Annotated in this window: 14 protein-coding genes; 7 read left to right on the forward strand and 7 right to left on the reverse strand. The window is 67.7% G+C overall.

Translation table 11 applies throughout. The features are described 5' to 3' along the window. Positions 1-50: 50 nt before the first annotated feature. The 5 genes from AncyloWKF20_RS13745 to AncyloWKF20_RS13765 all read right to left on the reverse strand — a co-directional run bounded on the left by AncyloWKF20_RS13745 (position 51) and on the right by AncyloWKF20_RS13765 (position 4,545). Positions 51-995, reverse strand: a complete 945-nt coding sequence (locus AncyloWKF20_RS13745) for an ABC transporter substrate-binding protein (protein WP_279314593.1) — start codon at positions 993-995, stop codon at positions 51-53. Between the two features lie 164 nt (positions 996-1,159). Next, on the reverse strand, positions 1,160-1,885 hold the full coding sequence (locus tag AncyloWKF20_RS13750) for an XRE family transcriptional regulator (RefSeq protein WP_279314594.1): 726 nt from the start codon (positions 1,883-1,885) through the stop codon (positions 1,160-1,162). 6 nt (positions 1,886-1,891) lie between these two features. Next, positions 1,892-2,977: a DUF3445 domain-containing protein gene (locus tag AncyloWKF20_RS13755; RefSeq protein WP_279314595.1), complete on the reverse strand. Its 1,086-nt coding sequence runs from the start codon at positions 2,975-2,977 to the stop codon at positions 1,892-1,894. An 18-nt stretch (positions 2,978-2,995) separates the two neighbouring features. After that, positions 2,996-3,946, reverse strand: a complete 951-nt coding sequence (locus tag AncyloWKF20_RS13760) for a PDR/VanB family oxidoreductase (protein ID WP_279314596.1) — start codon at positions 3,944-3,946, stop codon at positions 2,996-2,998. Next, a complete protein-coding gene (locus AncyloWKF20_RS13765) occupies positions 3,943-4,545 on the reverse strand; it encodes a dimethylamine monooxygenase subunit DmmA family protein (RefSeq protein ID WP_279314597.1) in 603 nt (200 codons plus the stop codon). Before AncyloWKF20_RS13765 ends, AncyloWKF20_RS13760 begins: the two co-directional genes overlap by 4 nt. A 334-nt stretch (positions 4,546-4,879) precedes the next feature. Between AncyloWKF20_RS13765 and AncyloWKF20_RS13770 the strand changes: the two genes are divergently transcribed. Both AncyloWKF20_RS13770 and AncyloWKF20_RS13775 read left to right on the forward strand, forming a co-directional pair. Further along, on the forward strand, positions 4,880-6,238 hold the full coding sequence (locus AncyloWKF20_RS13770) for an NAD(P)/FAD-dependent oxidoreductase (RefSeq protein WP_279314598.1): 1,359 nt from the start codon (positions 4,880-4,882) through the stop codon (positions 6,236-6,238). A gap of 29 nt (positions 6,239-6,267) precedes the next feature. Then, positions 6,268-8,562 (forward strand): aminomethyltransferase family protein, encoded by a 2,295-nt coding sequence (locus AncyloWKF20_RS13775; RefSeq protein ID WP_279314599.1) that lies wholly within the window; start codon positions 6,268-6,270, stop codon positions 8,560-8,562. A 417-nt stretch (positions 8,563-8,979) separates the two neighbouring features. Here the strand turns inward: AncyloWKF20_RS13775 and AncyloWKF20_RS13780 are convergent, their stop codons facing one another. Beyond that, positions 8,980-10,104 (reverse strand): aminomethyltransferase family protein, encoded by a 1,125-nt coding sequence (locus AncyloWKF20_RS13780; RefSeq protein ID WP_279314600.1) that lies wholly within the window; start codon positions 10,102-10,104, stop codon positions 8,980-8,982. Positions 10,105-10,421: 317 nt separating this feature from the next. On the opposite strand from AncyloWKF20_RS13780, the gene AncyloWKF20_RS13785 reads away from it, so the two are divergent. From AncyloWKF20_RS13785 to AncyloWKF20_RS13795, 3 genes are all read left to right on the forward strand, one after another. Next, on the forward strand, positions 10,422-11,189 hold the full coding sequence (locus AncyloWKF20_RS13785; RefSeq protein ID WP_279314601.1) for a DeoR/GlpR family DNA-binding transcription regulator: 768 nt from the start codon (positions 10,422-10,424) through the stop codon (positions 11,187-11,189). Between the two features lie 1,097 nt (positions 11,190-12,286). Next, positions 12,287-14,737: an FAD-dependent oxidoreductase gene (locus AncyloWKF20_RS13790; RefSeq protein WP_279314602.1), complete on the forward strand. Its 2,451-nt coding sequence runs from the start codon at positions 12,287-12,289 to the stop codon at positions 14,735-14,737. A 228-nt stretch (positions 14,738-14,965) separates the two neighbouring features. Then, complete coding sequence (locus AncyloWKF20_RS13795) at positions 14,966-15,841, forward strand: choline kinase family protein (protein ID WP_279314603.1); 876 nt, start codon at positions 14,966-14,968, stop codon at positions 15,839-15,841. Here AncyloWKF20_RS13795 and AncyloWKF20_RS13800 read toward each other — a convergent pair. After that, positions 15,838-17,211, reverse strand: coding sequence for a PLP-dependent aminotransferase family protein (locus tag AncyloWKF20_RS13800; RefSeq protein ID WP_279314604.1), 1,374 nt, complete (start codon positions 17,209-17,211; stop codon positions 15,838-15,840). The two genes, AncyloWKF20_RS13795 and AncyloWKF20_RS13800, sit on opposite strands and share 4 nt — an antisense overlap. Positions 17,212-17,382: 171 nt before the next feature. Here AncyloWKF20_RS13800 and AncyloWKF20_RS13805 point away from each other — a divergent pair, with 171 nt between their 5' ends. Both AncyloWKF20_RS13805 and AncyloWKF20_RS13810 read left to right on the forward strand, forming a co-directional pair. Then, positions 17,383-18,240 (forward strand): DMT family transporter, encoded by an 858-nt coding sequence (locus AncyloWKF20_RS13805; RefSeq protein ID WP_279317976.1) that lies wholly within the window; start codon positions 17,383-17,385, stop codon positions 18,238-18,240. Positions 18,241-18,516: 276 nt separating this feature from the next. After that, on the forward strand, positions 18,517-21,720 hold the full coding sequence (locus AncyloWKF20_RS13810; protein ID WP_279314605.1) for an autotransporter domain-containing protein: 3,204 nt from the start codon (positions 18,517-18,519) through the stop codon (positions 21,718-21,720). Positions 21,721-21,724: the final 4 nt, after the last annotated feature.

Here is a 21,724-nt window from a genome sequence, read left to right on the forward strand (position 1 = left end):
CCGCGCTCAGGCCGGCCGGCGGAGTGCCGGCCGGGTCCGGTCGGCCGGGATCAGTATTCGGCCTTGTGCTTGGTCACATAGGCGGCGACCACCTCGTCGAGCGGCTTGCCGTCGACGTCCACTTCCTTGACCATGAGGTTCAGCTCCGGTCCGTCAACCTTCAGCTTCTTCAGCACGGCATAGGCGCCGGGCCACTTCTTCTTGGTCTCGGCGGAGGTGTATTTGAAGATGTCGCCATGCGGCTTGCCGCAGTCGAAGGCCTTGTCGGGATTGATGCCCCATTTCGGGTCGGTGTAGCAGGCGGCGGTATATTCGGGGAACTGCACCCACTCGCCCTCGAAGACGGAGGGCACCCAGTGCGGCGAGTAGACCCACAGCATGATCGGCGCCTTGCGCTCATAGGCCGACTTCAGCTCGGCGAACATCGCCGATTCCGTGCCGGCATCCACCGCGACGAAGGGCAGGCCCAGCGCCTCGATCCGCTCGGGGTCATGCCCACCCCAGGTCGCTTCCATGCCGAGATAGCGACCCTTGGGCGCGGTTTCCGGCGCCGAGAAGGCCTCGCCGCACTTCAGCAGCGCCTTCCAGTCCGGCAGACCCGGGCACTTCTCCTTCATGTAGAGCGGATACCACCACTCTTCCTTGGCCGCCGGGCCGAGCGGACCGAGATTCTCGGTCTTGCCGGTGGCGTCGGAGGCCTTCATCGCGTCGCCGGCCGTGGTCGCCCACAGCTCGGTCATCACCGTCACGTCGCCATTCTCCATGGCGGTGAGGCCGGTGAGATAGTCGATGGTGACGTACTCGACCTTGTAGCCCTTGGCCTTCAGCAGCTCGCCGGCGATGTGCGAGGTGATGTGCTGCCCGGTCCAGTCATGCAGGGCGATGATGATCGGATCCTTGGATTCCTGCGCCTGGGCGACCAGCGGGGCGGTGAGGCTGGAAGCGGCCAGCATGCCGCTCAGGATAGCGGCCTTGAGAAGACGGTGAACGCGCATCGTGCTTATTCCCTCGGATGGATTTTTGGAGGCAACGCGTCGTCAAAGGATCGTTCGTGGAGACGGTCTTTCGTCGTCAAAGTGTCCTTACAGGAACATCTCTTTCTTGAGAGGCAAATTGTGGGCCACACAGCTCGGCCGGGCGCGGGCGGGCGCCGCGGCGCTCACTCCTTTGGGTAGACGATGATCGACAGGTAGCTCATCGGCAGCGAATAGAGCTCCTCCGGCCCGTGCTGCACCGAGGCGTCGAAGTAGAGCGTGTCGCCCGGCTCCAGGTGGTAGAGCTTGTCGGCGTGGCGGTAGCCGACCGAGCCGGTGAGCATGTAGATCAGCTCAACCCCGCTATGGCGGAAGGCCGAATAGGGCGCCGCACCCTTCGGCAGGGTGATGAGGAACGGCTCCATCGCCACATCGGTGCCCAGCGATTGCGCCAAGAGCTCATAGATGTGGCCGGCCTTGGTGCCGCGCCGCTCGGTCGCCGCCCCCTGCCCGGCCTTGACGAAGGAGCAGTCGCGCCGGTCGTCATAGCCGGCGAACAATGAGGCGATGGGCACGTTCAGCGCGCTGGCGATGGCGGTCAGCGTCGCCAGCGAGGAGGAGATCTGCCCGTTCTCGATCTTCGAGATCATGCCGGGCGAGATCCGGGCTGTGGCGGCAAGCTCGGCGCTGGTGATGTCGAGCCGCTTGCGGTGCTGGCGGATCTGCGCGCCGATGGCCTGCTCGACGGTGAGGCTGACGACGCGCGGCTCGCTCGACGGCGCCGGCACAGCCGGGGACGCGGGCGCCGCCGCCGCGATGGCCGCGTCGATGAGGGCGACGGTCTGGTCCACCCGAACCTCGTCCTCCGGCGTGGCCGGCGGCCGGGTCATGCTCCGCAGAGGCATACGCATGAAGGCTCAGCCCCGAGACGTCAGGGTGGATCGCGGCGGCAGGGTCGACTGGCGCGGCGCCGTGCCGGTCGGCAGCGCGGCGCCGTCGTCGAAGGGCGCGAGATAGGCCACCGCCATCTCGCGGTAGCGCGTCGTGCCCTTATAGTCGGCGATGTCGGGATTGAGGTCGCGCAGCACGCGGTGCAGGCGCTTGCCCCAGATCTCGACGCGGGCGAGATCCTCGATGCTGCACAGGTAGCAGCGGATGCCGAAAAGAATGGCATTGGAGCGCGGCAGGCGGAACAGCGACTGCAGTTCCACGCGCAGATGCAGCTTCCGGCCGACATTTTCGGGCGTGACGGTGGTGCGGTCCGGCCCCCATTGCGGGTAGTTCTCCGGGCTGGTGTCGAGCCGCGGATTGACCGTCATCGTCCAGTTGAGCCGGCGCACCGGCGCGCCGTACTGGAGCCGCAGCAGGAATTTCAGCGCGCGGTCGAACACGCCCTTCTCATGCGCCAGCGGCACCGGCCCGTGCCATTGGTGGAAGGTCATGCCGACATTGAAGTCCATCGACCAGTCGGCCTGCGTCGTCACCATGCCGCCATCGATGAACAGATTGTCCTCGCGCTGGTCCTGCAGGGTGAAGTCGCCCTGCGCCTGCCGGGTGATGTACTCGAAGGGCGGCAGCGGCAGCGTTGAGGCATCGCCGAAGGTGAAGCTGTCGCGGATGCCGAGCGGGCGGTTCTCCCAGGTCCAGTTTATGCCCTCGCGGGTCAGGGTGAAGTGCTCGGGATAGGACGTCGCGAAGCTCTCCATGATGAGCTCCAGCGTGTCCCATTCCGCCGCCATCATGTGCGGCAGCACCTTGCAGCGGCTGGGATCCTGCTCCAGCACCTTCGCCCGCTCGCGGCATTCGGCGACATAGTGCTCGTCGACGTCGAACGGGTTGTCGAAGGCCGGGGTCGGCCCGCCCGGGACATGCGGCTCGATATTCACCGAGTACATGTAATTGTCGTCGGGGAACGGGAACGGGAAGCGCAGCACCGCCGCGTCCGAATTGGCGTAGCTGTAATCGTCCCGGAAGGTCTCGTTCGGCTTGAACGGAATGTTCATGGCGGGTCTCCGTCGCCGTCAGAGGTCGAGGACGAGGCGCGGCGTTCGCGAACGCGACACGCAGGTCATGATGAAGCGGTTGGAGGCGCGCTCCTCCGCGTCGAGGAAATGGTCGCGATGCTCCGGCACGCCGTCGGCCACCTCGATGAGGCACTGGCCGCAGGCCCCGCCCCGGCACAGGCACGGCGCCTCGACGCCCGCCGCCTCGATGGCGTCGAGCAACCCCGTCTCGGCATCCACCGCGACCTCGATGCCGGAACGCTTCAGCACGGCGATGAAGGGCTCACCGCCCGCCACCGCCCCGCCAAAGGATTCCGAATGCAGCCGCACCTTGGGCCAGCCAAGCGCCTGCGCCTGCCCCAAGACCGCGCCCATCAGGCTCTCCGGCCCGCAGGTATAAAGATGCGTGCCGAGCGGCTGGCGCCGCAGCGCGGCGTCGAGCCCGTCCAGCGTGCCGTCGCAATGGATATGCAGGCTGCCCCCGGCATAAGGGGCGAGCAGCGCCGCGAACACCTCGCGCTCGTCCGGCCGGCAGAAATGGTGCAGTTGCCAGGGCGTGCCCTCCGCCGCGAAGGCGGCGATATAGGCGAGGAAGGGCGTCACCCCGATGCCGCCGCTGACCATGAGATGGCGGCGCGCGGTGCGGGTCACCGGGAACAGGTTGGCCGGCAGCCCGGCCTCGATCACATCGCCCTCGCCCACCTGCTCATGCAGGAAGGCGGAACCGCCCTTCGAGGCGGCGACGCGGCGCACGATGATCGACAGATGGCTGCGATCGGCCGGGTTGGCGATCAGCGAATAGGCGTTCTTGTGGAGCTTTGCCCCATCGCGCAGGAACAGGCGCAGATGCGCGCCCGGCCCCGAGGGTGGCACAAGGCCGCCGGCGGCGGGCACGAAGGTGAAGGCCTTCAGCGTCGGCGAGAGCGGGGTGACCGCCGCCACCCGCAGGGCGATTGTCTGCGCCATCATGGAAACAGCTCCTCCACCGGGGGCAGGTCGCCCGGCGCCTCGGCATCGGCCTGCACGCCCATGAAGGCGGCATGGCTGCGGGAGAAATGGTCGCGCACCACGAGTTGCGCGCCACAGCCGGCGCAGGCGGCAAGGCTGGTGGTCACACCCTCGGTGATGGTCTTGCAGTGGACGCAGAACACCCGGCGGCGCAGCGAGCCGGCATGGGCGGTGCGGCATTCCTCGGTTTCCAGCCCGGCGGCGCGGGCGAGCTTCGCGACTTCCCAGATGAAGCCCTCCTCGCCCACCGCGTAGAGCCGCAGGCCCACCGTCTCCTGCCCGAGCCGATGGGTGAGCCGGTCGAACAGATGGGCGGCGGCGCGGAAGGCGCGGGTCTCGACCTCCGCCGCGTTGCCGGCCGGGCCCGTCTGCGGCTGGCCGTCGACGGCGGAGGTGCCGGCCACCACCCAATAGGCCAGCGGTGCGCCGGCGCTCTCGGTGCCGTCGATCACCTCACCGAGCGGGCGCGGCGCGTCGCTGAGCACCAGATGGCGGCGCCCGGCACCGTCAATCGCCAGGCGCTCATAAACCGGCCGGCTCTTGATGTTGGAAATCAGCATGGGAGCGGTCTCGCGAGCCGATTGGCACGAAGGATGCTCGCCCGGAACATGCCCCAAGCGGGAGGCAAAAAGTTTCCTTGCGATAAACAGAAGTGTTTCCCAGGAAACTTTGGCCGTCAAGAAGCGGGCCTGCTCATTGTTTAGGCGCGCTGATGATCGCGGCGGCGCGACCCCCGCCAAATTCTCATCAGGAAACTATATTGACAAGAAAGAAATATGAGCGAGGCTTTGCACCAAGACCGGCAAAAGGCCCGCCGCCCTAAGGACGGGCCAACCGGCACCTCCAGAGAACCGTCCAGAGACCAGTGTCGACCAGGACAACGGGAACACGCACATGAGCATCCGCGTCGCCATTATCGGTGCCGGCCCCTCGGGCATGGCCATGCTTCGAGCCTTCCAGTCCGCGCAGAAGAAGGGGGCGGAGGTGCCCGAATTCGTCTGCTTCGAGAAGCAGTCCGACTGGGGCGGCATCTGGAACTATACCTGGCGCACCGGGCTCGACCAGTATGGCGAGCCGGTCCACGGCTCCATGTACCGCTATCTCTGGTCGAACGGGCCGAAGGAGTGCCTGGAATTCTCCGACTATTCCTTCGAGGAGCATTTCGGCCGGCCGATCCCCTCCTACCCGCCACGCGCCGTGCTGCATGACTACATCATGGGCCGGGTCGAGAAGGCCGGGCTGAAGCCGAGCGTGCGTTTCAACTCGCCGGTGCGCTGGGTCGACTATTCCGATGAGACCGGCAAGTTCACCCTCACGGTGAAGGACCATGTGAAGGACCACCTCTATTCCGAGGTGTTCGACTATGTGGTCGTGGCCACCGGCCATTTCTCCACGCCGAACGTGCCCTATTTTCCCGGCATCGAGATGTTCCCCGGCCGCGTCATGCACGCCCATGACTTCCGCGCCGCCGATGAGTTCGTCGGCAAGGATCTGCTGGTCGTCGGTTCGTCCTATTCGGCCGAGGACATCGCCAGCCAGTGCTACAAATACGGCGCCAAGTCGATCACCTTCAGCTACCGCACCCGGCGCTCCAACTTCAAATGGCCGAGCTGCTTCACGGAAAAGCCGTTGCTTGAGAAGTTCGACGGGCGCACGGCGCATTTCATCGACGGCACCAGCACGGATGTCGACGCGGTGATCCTGTGCACCGGCTATCTGCACCACTACCCGTTCTTGCCGGACGAGATGCGCCTCAAGAGCTCGAACCGCATGAACCCGCCCGATCTCTACAAGGGCGTGATGTGGGAGAAGAACCACAAGCTGTTCTATCTGGGCATGCAGGACCAGTACTACACCTTCAACATGTTCGACGCCCAGGCCTGGTATGTGCGCGACATCATCCTCGGCCGCATCACCCTGCCCTCGGATGCCGATATCGCCGCCGACATCGCCCGCTGGCTGGCGAAGGAAGGCACCATCGAAACCGCCTTCGACGCCATCGACTTCCAGACCGACTACATGAAGGAGCTGATCCCGGCCACCGACTACCCGATGTTTGACCTCGACGCTGCCGCCGCGCTGTTCAAGGTGTGGGAGCACGACAAGGAGCGTGACATCATGGGCTACCGGGACAATTCCTACACCTCGATCATGACCGGCAACCAGGCGCCGCCGCACCACACCAAGTGGCTGGAGGCGCTGGACGATTCCTTCGACGCCTTCATCAATCCACCGGCGGTGGCGGCCGAATAGGCCGGCGTCGCCCCGCGGGAGGAAACGCCATGAACATTCAGCTCGGCACCATCCCGCCGGGATCGACCGGCACGGCGGCGCGGCGGATCAATCCCGCGCGGTTGCGCCATGTGGCGCAAGGTGGCGGCTTCGTCAGCTTCGAGCTGAAGCCCGGCGACCGCGCCCATATCATCGACCCCGAGGGCGGCCAGCCGGGCCTCCTCGTCGTAGCGGGACTGGATGGCCCGCTCGGCGATCTCACCCCGGCCCCCGCGCCCGAGGCGCAACCCGACGCCGTGCCGGAAGCCGCTCGCGCCTTTCTCGGCGCACCAGCGGTGGCCTTCGCGCTTTTTCCGCCCGAGGCCGTGCCGGGTAGCGCCGTCAATCTCACCGCCCCCGCTCCTCTGCGCTGCGTGCTCATCGCGCCGGGCGGGCCGATGGACCCGGCCGCGCAGGACGCGCCGACCGATCTGATCGTCGAGATCGAGCCCGCCGCGCCCTCCAGCGGCACGGTGCCCCCGCCGCTCGCTGAGCCCACGCTCGATCTGCGCATCCGCGCCGCCTCGGCCAGCGCCTATGAGGTGAAGGCCGGCGACTACATCCAGATCATCGACGTGGACGGGCAGCAATGCTCGGATTTCCTCGCCTTCGACGCCGCCAAGCTCAGGTCAGGCCGCGAGAAGGGGCTGGACCCGACCACCACCCGCACGCTGATGGGCTCCGCGAGCCCCGGCCCCGGCCTGCACTCGAAATATTTCGACGAGGACCAGACCGCGCTGGTCGAGGTGATCCGCGACACGGTCGGCCGGCACGACACCTTCATGCTGGCCTGCAACGCCAAATATTACGACGACATGGGCTATCCCGGGCACGACAACTGCACGGACAATTTCAACCGCGCGCTCGCGCCCTATGGCATCGCGCCGAAAATGGGCTGGCCGGCGGTCAATTTCTTCTACAACACCTTCGTTTCGCCGGGCGACCGCATCGGCATGGACGAGCCCTGGTCGCGGCCGGGCGACTATGTGCTGCTGCGCGCGCTCACCGATCTCGTCTGCGCCTCCTCCTCCTGCGCCGACGATATCGACGCCTCCAATGCCTGGCACCCGACCGACATCCATGTGCGCGTCTATGACGGCGCCAACAGCTTCTCCAGAGGGATCGCCCACCGCATGACGCCCGATTCCGCCCCGCGGCTGACGCGCGAGACCGCCTTCCACGCCCGCACCTCGGCGCTGACGCGCAAATTCAGCGAGTATAAGGGCTTCTGGCTGCCGGACTGCTTCAACGCCGGAGGCCCGATCGAGGAATACTGGGCCTGCCGCGAGCGCGCCGTGGTGATGGACCTCTCGGCGCTGCGCAAATTCGAGATCCTCGGCCCGGATGCCGAGCGGCTGGTGCAGCTCGCCGTCACCCGCGACATCCGCAAGCTCGCCGTCGGGCAGGTGGTCTATACCGCCCTGTGCTACGAGCATGGCGGCATGCTCGACGACGGCACGGTGTTCCGCCTCGCCGAGAACAATTTCCGTCTGGTCTGCGGAGATGATTATTGCGGGGTCTGGCTCCGGGAGCTGGCGGCGAAACACGGCCTCCACGCCGTGGTGAAATCCTCCACCGACCAGTTGCACAATCTCGCGCTTCAGGGGCCGAAATCCCGCGATATACTGCGCGCCATCCTCACCACCCCCGCGCACCAGCCGAGCGCCGATGAGCTGAAATGGTTCCGCTTCACCATCGGCAAGGTGACCTCCGAGACCGGGGCGGATATCCCCGTCATGGTCTCGCGCACCGGCTATACCGGTGAGCTCGGCTTCGAGATCTGGTGCCACCCGAACCGCGGCGCGGAGCTGTGGGACGCGATCATCACGGCGGGCGCGCCGCACGGGCTGGAGCCACTCGGCCTCCTCGCCCTCGACATGGTCCGCATCGAGGCCGGGCTCGCCTTTGCCGGCTATGAGTTCTGCGACCAGACCGACCCGTTCGAGGCCGGCATCGGCTTCACCGTGCCGGCCTCCAAGGAGGACGACTTCGTCGGCAAGGCGGCACTCGCCCGCCGGCGCGAGCATCCCTCAAAGAAGCTGGTCGGCCTCGCCATCGCCAGCAATGAGCCGGTCGGCCATGGCGACCCGATCTTCAACGGGCGCGCGCAGATCGGCGTCGTCACCAGCGCCACCCGCTCGCCGACGCTCGGCCACATCATCGCGCTCGCCCGGCTCGATGTCAGCGTGGCGGAGGCGGGCGGCAGCGTCGAGATCGGCAAGCTCGACGGCCACGCCAAGCGCATCACGGCCAGCATCGTCCCCTTCCCGCATTACGACCCGAGCAAGAGCCGCGTGCGGGCGTAGAACGCGACACCGACAGGCTGAAACGACAAGGCCGGAGCACAGGAGCTCCGGCCTTGTCACATCCGATGGCGTCATCCCGGCCAAGCGAAGCGCAGAGCCGGGATCGCTCTCCATCCTGCGCACGATCCCGGATCGGCCTCCGGCCGTCCGGGATGACAAAAGCCGTGCCCCGGACCAGCGGAGGCGAAGCCTGAGCGCAGAACCGGGATCGTATGACGCCCCATCCCCACCCGCGCGCCGTCATGGCCGGGCTTGTCCCGGCCATCCACGACTTGCCTTGCCGCACCCGGCTCCAAGTCGTGGATCCCCGGACCAAGTCCGGGGATGACGGTGTTCTGAGAGGGAGGCCGCGTCAACGAGCCGACACGCGATCCCGGATCGGCCGTCGGCCGTCCGGGATGACGCCCGGCAAAAGCCTCACCGCTCCTCGAGCGGGTGGGTGCGCAGGCGCAGCGGGTCGTAGAAGGGGGTCTTCACCAGCCGGCCGGTGAAGCTGCCCTGCGGGCCGACCACCTCGAATTCCGTGCCGAAGGCGCCCAGTTCCGGCACCACATGCACCAGCGCGATGGAGCGCATCAGGTGGCGGCTGTAGATGGAGGAGTTGAGCGAGCCGACCTCCACGCCGTCCTTGAACAGCTTGGCGCCGGGCTCGATCTGCTCGTGATGGTCGATCTCCATGCCACGCTGCACGACGCGCGCCTCGGCTTTCCGGCGGATCAGCGCCTCCTTGCCACGGAAGGCCGGCTTGTCGAGATCCACCGTCCAGTCGGCGCCGACCTCCCAGGGGGTCTCGTCGCCCTTCGGCATGTCATAGGGGAAGAACAGCAGCGCGCCCTCGACGCGGACAATGTCAAGGCTCTGCCAGGACACCGGCATGGCACCATAGGGCTTGCCGGCCTCCAGGATCGCGTCCCAGATGAACACGGTGTCGGCCGCCTTGGAGAACACCTCATAGCCGCGCTCGGCCGAATAGCCGCCGCGCGCCAGCGTCACCTCGCGGCCGAACAGGATGGCCGGGGCGTGCTCGAAATATTTCAGCGTGGTCAGGTCGATCGAGGCGTAGGGCTTGAGGATCTCCAGCGCCAGCGGGCCCTGCAGCGAGAGCACATGGGTGTCGCCATCATTGGCCACCGTCACGTCGCGCCCGGCGCTGAACTCAGCCAGCACCTCCTCGAGCTTGCCCGAGCCATGCGACAGGCGGAAATCCTGCGGGCCGTTGCGATAGACCAGCACGTCGTCGATCAGCGAGCCCTCATCGTCGACGATGTTGCTGATGGCCGACTGGCCCGGCTTCATCTTGGCGATGTCGGAGGTCAGCACCGCGTTGAGCAGCGCCTCGGCCTCCGGGCCGGTGACGTTGACGAGGTTGAGGGACGACACATCGATCAGCCCGGCCTTGGAGCGGATCGTCGCGACTTCCTCATAAGGATCGGTTGCATAGAATTGCGGCAGTGGCATCCCGTTCCAGGAAGATTCAAACTTGGTGCCGAGCGCGATGTGCCGCTCGTTCAGAATGGAATTGCGCGGAAAGGCAGCGGTCATGGCAGAGGAAACCTTCGTTCCACGAGGCGGGCGGCAGGACGCTGGACAGTTTCACTGGAAACAAGCCACCGCCGCCGGACGAATGCACGGCCACGGCTCAGGCTCACAGTGAGGATGCTTGCACCCACCCGTGAGGCTGTCAAGAATATTTCTCCAAGAGAAACGCATTTTCTCGCCATGAACAGAACGGGCGGCACCATGCGGCCAAGGGGCCCGCAAAACCGTGCGCAGACCGCCCGCAAGCCTCGGCTTTTCATGGCGTCGCTGTGGGATTTCGTGGCATTCAGGCGTGAGGATCACACAGGCGGGAGCTGCCCATGTCCGCGAAGCGTCGCACCGAGCTGATGCAGATCGTGCGCGGCACGGGCAGTTGCTCGATCACCGAACTGGCGGTGCGGCTCGGCGTTTCCACCGAGACGATCCGGCGCAGCATCGAGCCGCTGATCGCGGAGGGCGAGTTGCTGCGCTTCCATGGCGGGGTGATGGTGCCCGAGCGCGCCGAGGAGCCGCCCTTCCAGCGCCGCATGCAGGTGAACCGCGAGGCCAAGCTCGCCATCGCCCGGCTGGTGGCGGCGCGGATCGAGGATGGCGACAGCCTGTTCCTCGACAATGGCACCACCTCCGCCTATGTCGCGGACGCGCTGACCGCCCGCGCCCGGCTGACCATCGTCACCCATTCCGCCCACATCGCCTACCGCCTCGCCTCGCGCAACGGCAACCGCGTCTTCATGGCCGGCGGCGAACTCGGCGGGGAGGACGCGGCGGCGTTCGGCGCCTCGGCCATCGCCTTCATCGGCCAGTTCAAGCTGCGCTACGCCCTGCTCTCGGTCGGCGCCATCACCAGTGACGGCGCGCTGGCAGACTTCCATCTGTTCGAGGCCGAGTTCTCCCGCGCCGCCATGGCGCAGGCCGAGCACACATGGGTCATCGCCGACCACAGCAAGTTCGGCCGCGAGGCCTCCGTCACCGTCTGCCCGCTGGCCGCGGTCGACGCCATCGTCACCGACCTGCCGCCCCCCGACAGCTTCACCGCCCAATGCGCCGCGGCAGATGTGGCAATCCTGCTGCCGGAGGCGCGGGGGTGAGGGACTCGGGTGAGAGGCCGGCCCCGGCCTTGTCGGCCTCTCCCACCCTCCCGTCATCCCGGCCGGAGGCGAAGCCGCAGAGCCGGGATCGTCATCCGTTGGTGAGCCTGAGACGGAAGCATCAAGCATGGCGGCACGCGATCCCGGCTCGGCCTTTGGCCGTCCGGGATGACGGAAACAGAGACGACGGCAAACAGGGTTTGTAGGAAAAAAAACCTAGACACGCACCCCATTCTCCGTCATCCTTCCCGCACCTGTCCTCACCGAGGGGTGCGTCCGGAGCGGCCGGCGTGGGGGATGGGGGCGGTGGCTTATTGCGCGGGAGTAACGCACCCGGGCAATACGCGGCCCAAGTCGGGTGTTCCCGGGCGGCGGAGCGCCGTTCACGGGCGGGATGCTACGCGCCTTCAAGCGCGTGGGCGCCGCCTTCAGTGGAGGATAACAAGTCTGACTCCTCCAGGGGCCTCCCGAAGCAAGCCACAAAACACCGCGTGCGGGGCGCCGGGAGCGGCGCGTCGGTTGGCTGAGTGAAGGCTTGCACCACCTTTTAAAACAAAGGTGCAGGCGGCCGCCGTCGGCGTCCGCCCCGGTGCCCCGCGCGCCCTTCTTTGGGCTGTCGGCGCCTGAAACAGAACCCCGGCCGCGACAGCGGCGCGGGGGTTTTGGTGCGACATCCATTTTAGGGGCCGTCAGGCCGTCCCCGGACGTGAGCCGGGGGACGGCTTCCATTCAACTCTGGCGCGGCGCCCTACACCCTCAGGCCGTCATGGCCGGGCCATCCACGACTTGCCGCTGTCGCGCCCGGCCCAAGTCGTGGATCCCCGGGCCGAGCCCGGGGATGACGGCGTTCTGTGAGGGGAACCGCGTGAACTAGGCGGCATGCGATCCCGGATCGGCCGGCGGCCGTCCGGGATGACGGTGGACGAGGGACGAGGGCAAGGGACAGGTGGGCGTCGCGGCGGGCAGGGCCGGCACCCCGACCACGACAACAGCTCCTCCAAACCCACAAATCATGTGGCATTGTGTGGAAATTTGTTGACATACCCCACTGCCTCGCCCGACCCTTCCGGCACCCTTCGCAGCAGGAAAGCCCCGCGATGTCCGCCTTCCCCACCCAGGCCCGCATCGTCATCATCGGTGGCGGCATCATCGGCGCCTCCACCGCCTATCACCTCGGCAAGATGGGCTATCGCGACACGGTGCTGGTCGAGAAGCACAAGCTGACCTCCGGCTCCACCTTCCACGCCGCCGGCCTTGTCGGGCAGCTGCGCTCCAATGCCGGCATCACCCAGCTGCTGGGCGAGAGCGTGAAGCTCTACCGCACGCTGGAGGCCGAGACCGGCCTTGCCACCGGCTGGAAGATGAATGGCGGCCTGCGCCTCGCCTGCAATGAAGAGCGCTGGACCGAGGTGAAGCGCCAGGCCACCACCGCCCGCTCCTTCGGGCTGGAAATGCACCTGCTCACCCCGCTGGAGGCGCAGAAGCTCTGGCCGCTGATGGACGTGTCGGATGTCGTCGGCGCCGCCTTCCTGCCGACGGACGGGCAGGCAAACCCTTCCGACATCACCGCCTCGCTCGCCAAGGGCGCGCGGATGAACGGCGTCACCATCTGCGAGGATACGCGCGTCACCGGCCTCACCGTCGAGAAGGGCCGCGTCACCAGTGTGCGCACCGATCGCGGCGACATCGCCTGCGAGATCGTGGTGAACTGCGCCGGGCAATGGGCACGCGAGGTCGGCGCCATGGCCGGCGTCAATGTCCCCCTCGTCTCGGTGCAGCACCAGTACATGGTGACCGAACGCATCGAGGGCGTGACGCCGGACCTGCCGACCCTGCGCGATCCCGACCGGCTGACCTATTACAAGGAAGAGGTCGGCGGCCTCGTCATGGGCGGCTATGAGCCGAACCCGATTCCCTGGGCCGAGGGCGGCATTCCCGAGGGCTTCAACTTCCAGCTCCTGCCCTCGAACTTCGACCATTTCGAGCCGATCATGGAGCTGGCGCTCGGCCGCGTGCCGGCGCTGGAGACGGCGGGCGTCAAGGAACTCATCAACGGGCCGGAGAGCTTCACGCCCGACGGCAATTTCATTCTCGGCCAGGCGCCGGAGCTGACCGGCTTCTATGTCGGCGCCGGCTTCAATGCCTTCGGCATCGCCTCGGGCGGCGGCGCCGGCAAGGCGCTGGCGGAATGGATCGCCGGCGATGGCCGCCCACCCTACGACCTCTCGCCCGTCGATATTCTGCGCTTCGGCCGCAACCATCAGGATGTCGCCTGGGTGCGGGCCCGCACACTGGAGGCCTATGGCAAGCACTACACCATCGCCTGGCCGCATGAGGAGCACGCCAGCGGGCGCCCGCTGCGCCGCTCCCCGCTCTATGACCGGCTGGCCGCGCAGGGCGCGGTGTTCGGCGAGAAGCTCGGCTGGGAGCGGCCGAACTGGTTCGCCGCGCCCGGCGACGAGCCACGCGACATCTACACCTATGGACGGCCGAACTGGGCGGACGCGGTGGCGCGCGAGAACCGCGCCGCCCGCGCCTCGCTCGCCATTCTCGACCAGAGCTCCTTCGCCAAGTTCCTTCTGATCGGCCGCGATGCCGAGGCGGCGCTGTCGATCATCAGCGCGGCCGATGTCGCGGGCCCGGTCGGCACGGTGACCTACGCGCCCATGCTGAACCGCCGCGGCGGTATCGAATGCGACATCACCGTCGCCCGGCTGTCGCCGACCTCCTACTACCTGATCGCCGGCACCGGCGCGGCGACCCATGATTTCGACTGGATCCGCCGCAACATCCCCGAAGAGCTCGACGCCCATCTCATCGACATCACCTCGGCCTATGGCGTGCTGACGCTGATCGGCCCGAACAGCCGGGCGCTCCTGGAAAAGCTCACCGGCGACGATGTGTCGAACGCCGGCTTCCCCTATGCGTCGCTGCGCGAGATCCGCCTCGCCGGCGCGCCGGTGCGGGCGCTGCGCCTCACCTATGCCGGCGAGCTCGGCTATGAGCTGCATATGCCGACCGAATTCACCGCCAGCGTCTATGAGGCGCTGATGGCGGCGGGGGCGGAATTCGCCATCACCAATATCGGCTACCGGACGCTGGAAAGCCTGCGGCTGGAAAAGGGCTACTGGGCCTCGGGCTCGGATGTCGGGCCGGATCATTCCCCGATCGAGGCCGGCCTCGGCTGGGCGGTGAAGCTCGGCTCCGGCCTGCCCTTCATCGGCCGCGAGGCGCTGGAGGCCAAGGCCGGCCAGCCACTCACCAAGCGCCTCGCCGGCTTCACCGTGGCGGACCCCGCCATCATCCTGCTCGGGCGCGAGACCATCTACCGCGATGGCGTGCGCATGGGCTGGCTCGCCTCGGCAGGCTTCGGCCCGACGATCGGCCTGCCCATCGGCTATGGCTATGTGCGCCGGCCGGAAGGCGGGCTCGACGACGATTTCCTGATGGCGGGGAGCTATGAGCTGGAAGTCGCCGGCGAGCGCGTGCCGGCCAAGCTGCATCTCGCCCCGCTCTACGACCCGGAGAATGCCCGCATTTTCAGCTGAGAGAACGAATGGTTGTCCTCTCCCCCTTGGGGAGAGGTGGCCCGCGAAGCGGGTCGGTGAGGGGCTAGCAGGTTGCGAAGCGTTGAGCCCCCCTCACCCCACCCCTCTCCCCACCGGGGAGAGGGAGAGGCCACGCCCCCGCGAGCAAGCATTGCGGACACATCGGCACGCCGATTGCCTCGCCTGGCGCCAGCACGCATCCTTTCTCGCCCACCGGATAGCCCGCCCATGACCACCGCCGCCGACCGCATCCGCGCCCTGCCGATCTGGCGCTCCCGCGTCGAGCCGCAACCGCTCGGCGGGGGCATCACCAACACCAATTTCGTGGTGGAGGATGAGGGAGCAAAATTCGTCGTGCGGCTCGGCGACGACATTCCCCGCCACAATGTCATGCGCTTCAACGAGCTCGCCGCCGCCCGCGCGGCGGAGGCGGCGGGCATCTCCCCTCGCCTGCGCCATGCCGAGCCGGGGCTGCTGGTCATCGACTTCATCGAAGGCCGCACCTATGGCGAGGCCGATGTGCGGGCCAACCTGCCGCGCGTGGTCGAGCTGGTGCGCCGGGCGCATGTCGAGGTCACCCGCCACCTGCGCGGGCCGGCACTCGCCTTCTGGACCTTCCATGTGCTGCGCTCCTATCTCCACGCGCTGCGCGACGGTGACCACCGGCTGAAGCACGACCTGCCCAGCTATGCGGCGCTGGCCGCGCGGGTGGAGGCGCTGGTCGGGCCGAGCGAGATCGTGTTCGGCCATAACGACCTGTTGCCGGCCAATTTCATCGACGACGGCGCGCGGCTCTGGCTGATCGACTGGGACTATGGCGGCTTCAACACGCCGCTGTTCGACCTCGGCGGCCTCGCCTCGAACAATGGCTTCGACGCCGCCCAGCGGGCGGAAATGCTCGGTCTCTATTACGACCGCGCGCCGGATGATCCGCTGATCCTGAAATTGCAGGCCATGCTGGTCGCCTCGCTGCTGCGCGAGGCGCTCTGGAGCATGGTCTCGGAGATGCACTCGACCATTGATTTCGACTACCGCGCCTATACGGCCGAAAACCTCGCCCGCCTCGCCGCCGCCGTCGCCGAACTGCAGGCACTGGGAGGCTAGTCCCTCAGCCCCCGCGCGAGCGCCGCGAAGACGCGCTCGTCCAGCGTCTGCGCCACGTTGAAGCGCAGGAAGCCGCTCGCGGTCTGGCCCCGGCTGAACGCATTGCCGGGCGCGAGCACCACGCCTTCCTTGAGGCAGGCGCGGGCAAGGCTCGCCGCGTCGCGCCCCTCCGGCAGCCGGCACCAGAGGAACATGCCGGCGCGCGGCACGAGCCAGGGCGTGATGCCGAGCGGTTCCAGCCTGTCGATGGTCCGCGCCATCGCGACGGCGAGCCGGGCGCGCACGCTCTCCATATGCTTGCGGTAGCCGCCATCGGTGAGGGCGGCGAGCAGGATTTCCGAGGCCAGCCGTCCGCCGCCGAAGCTGGTGGCGATCTTCAGATCCGCCAGCGCGTCGATGAAATCCGGCCGCGCGGCGATGTAGCCGCAGCGCACCGAGGCCGAGAGCGTCTTGGAAAAGCTGCCGATGTGGATCACCCGCGCGAGGCCATCAAAGGCGGCGAGGCGCGGCGCCGGCGTCGGCTCGAAATCGGCGAAGATGTCGTCCTCGACGATGAGGAGGTCCGCCCGCTCGGCAAGCTTCAGCACCCGGTGCGCGACGACGGGGGAGAGCACGGCGCCGGTCGGGTTGTGGATCGCCGAATTGGTGATGTAGAGGCGCGGCGCATGGGTGGCGAGCGCCTGCTCGAACGCCTCCACATCCGGCCCCGTAGGCGTGTAGGGCACGCCCACCACGTTCACCCGATGCGCCGCCAGCAGCGCGTGGAAGTTGAAATAGCAGGGATCGTCCACCAGCACCGTGGCGCCCGGCTCCAGCAGAAGCCGGCCGATCAGGTCGATGGCCTGCGTGCCGGACTCGGTGAGCAGGATCTGCTCCGGCCCCGCCTCGATGCCACTGACCGCCAGCCGGCGGGCCAGCACCTCGCGCAGCGCCAATAGGCCGAGCGGCGTGGCGTAGTCGGTCAGCGTCGCCGCCTGCGCGCGGGCAAGGCTCCGCAAGGCGCGCCGCAGCCCGGCCTCATGCATCCACGACGCCGGCAGCCAGCCGCAGCCGGGCTTGAGCACCTCCTCGCCAGCCTCCAGCGACTGGCGGGAAATCCAGAGCGGATCGACCTCGCGCTCGCGCGGCGGGCCGGGTATCGCCAGCATCGCGGGGGCCGCCACGCCCGTCACATAAAAGCCCGAGCCGGGCCGCGCCTGAATGACGCCTTCGGCGGCGAGCCGCTCATAGGCTTCGACCACCGTGGACACGGAGACCTTCATCGCCCGTGCCTGCGCCCGCACCGAGGGGAGCTTCGCCCCGGCGGCAAGGCCGCGCGGCCCGATCCGCCCGCGCAAAGCCGCCATCACCGCCTCGATCCGCGTCGCCATCCGTACCGCCTTCAACACCCATACAGTTCTTGCCAACTGTACGGGACCGTCTCTGGAGCGTCCACGCCGCGCGGCGCATGACGCTCCGAGGCCAGGGAGCGAATGATGACCGTGAGCGCAAGCGTCGGGACGAGGGACAAGACGGGCGGCTGGATCAGCGGCTTCACCGGCATGGTGATCTTCTCCGGCTCGCTGCCGGCGACGCGCGCCGCCGTGCTCGCCTTCGATCCCGTCTTCCTCACCACCGCGCGGGCGAGCATCGCCGGGCTGCTCGGGCTGGCGCTGCTGATCCTGCTGCGCGAGCGCCGGCCGGCGCGGGCGGATATCGTGCCGCTGCTGGTCGTCGCGCTCGGCGTGGTCGTCGGCTTCCCGCTGCTCACCGCGCTGGCGCTGCAGCACATCACCTCCGCCCATTCCGTCGTCTTCATCGGCCTGCTGCCGCTCTCCACCGCTTTGTTCGGCGTGCTGCGCGGGGGCGAGCGGCCGCGCCCGGCCTTCTGGGTATTCTCGCTCTTCGGCAGCGCGCTGGTGGTCGGCTTCGCCCTGCGCGAGGGCGTTGGCGCCGCGCCGCTGGGGGATGCGCTGATGCTGGCGGCGATCATTGTCTGCGGTCTCGGCTATGCGGAAGGCGCCCGCCTCTCGCGCCGACTCGGCGGCTGGCAGGTCATTTCCTGGGCGCTGGTCCTGTCGCTACCGCTGATGCTGGTGCTGACCGCGCTGATGTGGCCGGCCTCGTTCGCGCAGGTGCCGGTGAGCGCCTGGGCGGGGCTCGCTTATGTTTCGCTGTTTTCCATGCTGATCGGCTTCATCTTCTGGTATCGCGGCCTCGCGCGCGGCGGCATCGCCGCGGTCGGCCAGTTGCAGCTGCTCCAGCCCTTCTTTGGCCTTGCTCTGGCCGGGCTGCTGCTCGGCGAGGCGGTGAACGCCACCATGCTGGCGGTGACGCTCGGCATCGTCGCCTGCGTCGCCGGCGCCCGGCGCTTCGCCGGCTCCGCCACGCCGCGCGCCGCGCCCGTTCCGGCGCGTTGAAGTGTTCGGCTGGAAGTCGTGCGAGTGAGCGCGTCTGCTATCCAGGGTGGTGCAGCCGCGCAACACTCGACGGCTTCTTGGTGGGTAGGGTTCCCCAGGGAAGTTTTCCCCTCTTGATGCCTGCGGGCATATTGGTACCGTTCAAATCTTGCTGGATGTTACGGCAAGAGGACTCTTCCTCTAGGGCACTGGGGTGCTCTGGCGGCAGGGCGGGTTGGCCGGCCACGCCGGTCTAGGTACTCACCTGCCAGAAAAAGGCGGGGAGCGGGGGGTGCAATGTCCAAGTTCGATTTCCGGAGGACGCTGTTCGCGTCCACCGCGCTGATTGCTTGCTCTCTGTCGAGCGCAGCTGCTTTCGCCAATGGCTATGACACTCTGTACGTCAGCGCCCCCCCACCGGGCCTGAGCGAGACGCTCAGCGCGACGGAAACCTTCTATGCTGCCTATATCGGTATCGCCGATGGCGAGAGCGGCACGCTGACCATCGCTCCGGGCGTGACGATGACGACGCTCGGCCTCGTCGGCTTCATCTCCGATCCCTATGGCGGCATCATCGGCCAGGACCAGGGCTCGACCGGCACGGTCATCATCAGCGGCACGGGCTCCACCTGGACCGACGAGAGCGACTACGTCATCGTCGGCCAGTCGGGCACCGGCACGCTGCAACTCTCAAGCGGCGGGACGTTGAATACCAACAACGTCACGATCGGTGAGTACGAGACCGGCAATGGTACCGTCACGATAGACGGCGTGGGCACCACCTGGGACAATCTGTACACGACGAATATCGGCCCACGCGGTACGGGCAGCGTCACCGTTTCCGGCGGAGCTGTTGTCACCAATGGCGAGACCCTGAATATCGGCGGGCGTGGCTTTCTATCCCGGGCACCGGCACCGCTGTCGGGCACGGGCTCACTGACCGTCACCGGCACCGGCACGACCTGGTACAATACGGGCGGCGTCAATGTGGGGCGCGGCGATGAGTCGACCGGCTCCCTCACCGTCGAGAACGGCGCCAGTTTCCAGACCTATGACGGCAGCATCTATGCCGGCCTTGGCGCGACGATCACCGTCACCGGGCCGGGCACCACCATGCTGCTCGGCACCCGCAACACGACGCCTCCGGTGGACTGGGACGCGGCCGCCGGCTATTTCAGCCCGGATGACGGCGCGACCTCGGTCATCAGCAATGGCGCCACGCTGAACGCCGACGCGACCTATATCGGTGGCGCGGGCACGGCGGCGGTCACCACCCTCACCGTCACCGGCGCCGGCACGACGTGGCACAACTGGCTGAACATCTATGTCGGCGGCACCGGCAATGGCGATGGCGGTTATGGCGCGGCGACCGTGTCGGACGGCGCCGTGGCCACCGCCTATACGGCTGGCGTTGGCGTGGATGCCGGCTCAGTCGGCACGCTGCTGCTGACGGGCCAGGGGACGCTGTTCCAAGTGCTCTCCCGCGACGGATTCTCCGGCAATTTCCGGGTCGGCTATGAGGGCAACGGCACCGTCACCGTTCAGAACGGCGCGACGCTGACCGCGGCGAATCTGGTGCATATCGCCAATGAGGTCGGCTCCGTCGGCGTGCTCAATATCGGCGCCGCCGAAGGCGAGGCGCCGGTCGCGCCGGGCACGGTGCTCGGCACCAATGGCGTGTTCTTCGGCAGTGGCGACGCCACGCTGGTGTTTAACCACACCAGCACTGGCCTTACCTTCAACAATGAACTGTCCGGCACGGGCGGCGCGATCCGCCACCTCGCCGGCGTCACCAATTTCACCGTCGATTCCCCGGACTTCGAGGGCACGCTGGATGTGATCGGCGGCACGGTGAAGCTGAACGCATCCATCCCGGATCTCGCCGTCACGGTCGGCGCCGGCGGTACGCTGGGCGGCAACACCACGATCGCCTCCCTCTCCGTCGAGGCGGGCGGCACGGTGACGCCGGGCAACTCCATCGGCACCCTGGTCGTCACCGGCGACGTGACTTTCGCGCCGGGCTCGATCTATGTCGTGGAGCTGGACGGCGCCGGCAATAGCGACCTCATCACCGCCTCCGGCCAGGCCTTCCTGAACGGGGCGACGGTGAACCTCGTCGCGCTGGACCCGCAGGCGAGCTACAAGTCCGCGCAGGTCTACACCATCGTCGCCGCGACCGGCGGCGTGGTCGGGGCCTTCGGCGCGGTGACCACGGATTCGCTGTTCCTGACGGTGGACGTGAACGACCTCGCCAACGGCATCAATGTGGTGATCTCGGCCTCCGACAACGCCTTCACCAGCGTCGCGGTGACGCCGAACCAGATCGCCACTTCGGCGGCGCTGGGTACGCTGCCGCAGACGGGGGCGTCGCTCGCGCTGTACAACTCGGTGCTGTTCCTCACCTCGGCCAGCGAGGCGCAGTGGGCCTATGACCAGCTCTCCGGCGAGGTGCATGCCTCGACGCAGAGCCTGTTCATGGAACAGTCCTCGCTCATTCGCGGCGCGCTGAATGATCGCCTGCGGGCGGCGCAGGGCGGCGTCGGGGCGTCGGCTGGCACGGTGGTCAATGTGGTCGAGACGTCCTCGGGGGCGCTAGCCTATGCCGCGCCCTCGCCCGTCAAGGTGGCGGCGGATCTCAGCATCCCCGTGAAGGCGGCGCCCGCCGTCGCGCCGGTGGAACGCTTCGCTTTGTGGTCGACCGCCTTCGGCAATTGGGGCGACATGGACGGCAACTCGAATGCCGCCGGCGTCTCCGATTCCACCGGCGGCTTCCTGATCGGCGCCGATACGCTGGTCGGCGACGGCTGGCGCCTCGGCGTGGCCGGTGGCTACAGCTACACCGATTTCTCGATCTCGGGCCGCAACTCCTCCGGCTCGAGCGACAACTGGCATATCGGCCTTTACGGCGGCAACGAATGGGGCCCGCTCGCGCTGCGCACCGGCCTAGCCTATACGTGGCAGGACATCTCGACCAACCGTAGCGTCGCCTTCACCGGCTACACGGACAGCCTGTCGGCCGATTATGACGCCGGCACGGTGCAGGCCTTCGGCGAACTCGGCTACCGCATCGACGCGGCCGGCATCGCCTTCGAGCCCTTCGCCAACCTCTCCTATGTCAGCCTGCACCAGGACGGCTACAGGGAAGAGGGCGGCGCGGCGGCCTTGACGGGCGATTCCCAGACCATGGACACGACCTTCACCACGCTGGGCGTGCGCCTTGCCAAGGAGATCGCCTTCGGCTCGACGGCGGCGACGCTGCGCGGCGCGCTGGGCTGGCGCCATGCCTTCGGCGACATCGACCCGACGGTGACGCAGGCCTTTGCGGGCTCGGACGCCTTCACCGTCACCGGCGCGCCGATCGCCGAGGACGCGGCGGTGGTCGAGGCCGGGCTCGACGTGCTGATCAGCGCCACCGCCACGCTGGGCATCGCCTATACCGGCCAGTATGGCGACGGGGTCAGCGAGAACGGTTTCAATGCGCGGCTGAGCGTCAGGTTCTGAGCAT

Origin of the sequence: Ancylobacter sp. WKF20 (genome assembly GCF_029760895.1) — a bacterium.
Classification (GTDB): Bacteria; Pseudomonadota; Alphaproteobacteria; order Rhizobiales; family Xanthobacteraceae; genus Ancylobacter.

Excerpts from the sequence above, each read along its gene's own strand:
- AncyloWKF20_RS13745 (WP_279314593.1), bottom strand. The coding sequence starts at position 995 with ATGCGCGTTCACCGTCTTCTCAAGGCCGCTATCCTGAGCGGCATGCTG.
- AncyloWKF20_RS13755 (WP_279314595.1), bottom strand. The coding sequence starts at position 2,977 with ATGAACATTCCGTTCAAGCCGAACGAGACCTTCCGGGACGATTACAGC.
- AncyloWKF20_RS13790 (WP_279314602.1), top strand. The coding sequence starts at position 12,287 with ATGTCCGCCTTCCCCACCCAGGCCCGCATCGTCATCATCGGTGGCGGC.
- AncyloWKF20_RS13785 (WP_279314601.1), top strand. The coding sequence starts at position 10,422 with ATGTCCGCGAAGCGTCGCACCGAGCTGATGCAGATCGTGCGCGGCACG.
- AncyloWKF20_RS13775 (WP_279314599.1), top strand. The coding sequence starts at position 6,268 with ATGAACATTCAGCTCGGCACCATCCCGCCGGGATCGACCGGCACGGCG.
- AncyloWKF20_RS13800 (WP_279314604.1), bottom strand. The coding sequence starts at position 17,211 with ATGGCGACGCGGATCGAGGCGGTGATGGCGGCTTTGCGCGGGCGGATC.
- AncyloWKF20_RS13795 (WP_279314603.1), top strand. The coding sequence starts at position 14,966 with ATGACCACCGCCGCCGACCGCATCCGCGCCCTGCCGATCTGGCGCTCC.
- AncyloWKF20_RS13780 (WP_279314600.1), bottom strand. The coding sequence starts at position 10,104 with ATGACCGCTGCCTTTCCGCGCAATTCCATTCTGAACGAGCGGCACATC.
- AncyloWKF20_RS13760 (WP_279314596.1), bottom strand. The coding sequence starts at position 3,946 with ATGATGGCGCAGACAATCGCCCTGCGGGTGGCGGCGGTCACCCCGCTC.
- AncyloWKF20_RS13765 (WP_279314597.1), bottom strand. The coding sequence starts at position 4,545 with ATGCTGATTTCCAACATCAAGAGCCGGCCGGTTTATGAGCGCCTGGCG.
- AncyloWKF20_RS13805 (WP_279317976.1), top strand. The coding sequence starts at position 17,383 with ATGGTGATCTTCTCCGGCTCGCTGCCGGCGACGCGCGCCGCCGTGCTC.
- AncyloWKF20_RS13770 (WP_279314598.1), top strand. The coding sequence starts at position 4,880 with ATGAGCATCCGCGTCGCCATTATCGGTGCCGGCCCCTCGGGCATGGCC.
- AncyloWKF20_RS13750 (WP_279314594.1), bottom strand. The coding sequence starts at position 1,885 with ATGCGTATGCCTCTGCGGAGCATGACCCGGCCGCCGGCCACGCCGGAG.
- AncyloWKF20_RS13810 (WP_279314605.1), top strand. The coding sequence starts at position 18,517 with ATGTCCAAGTTCGATTTCCGGAGGACGCTGTTCGCGTCCACCGCGCTG.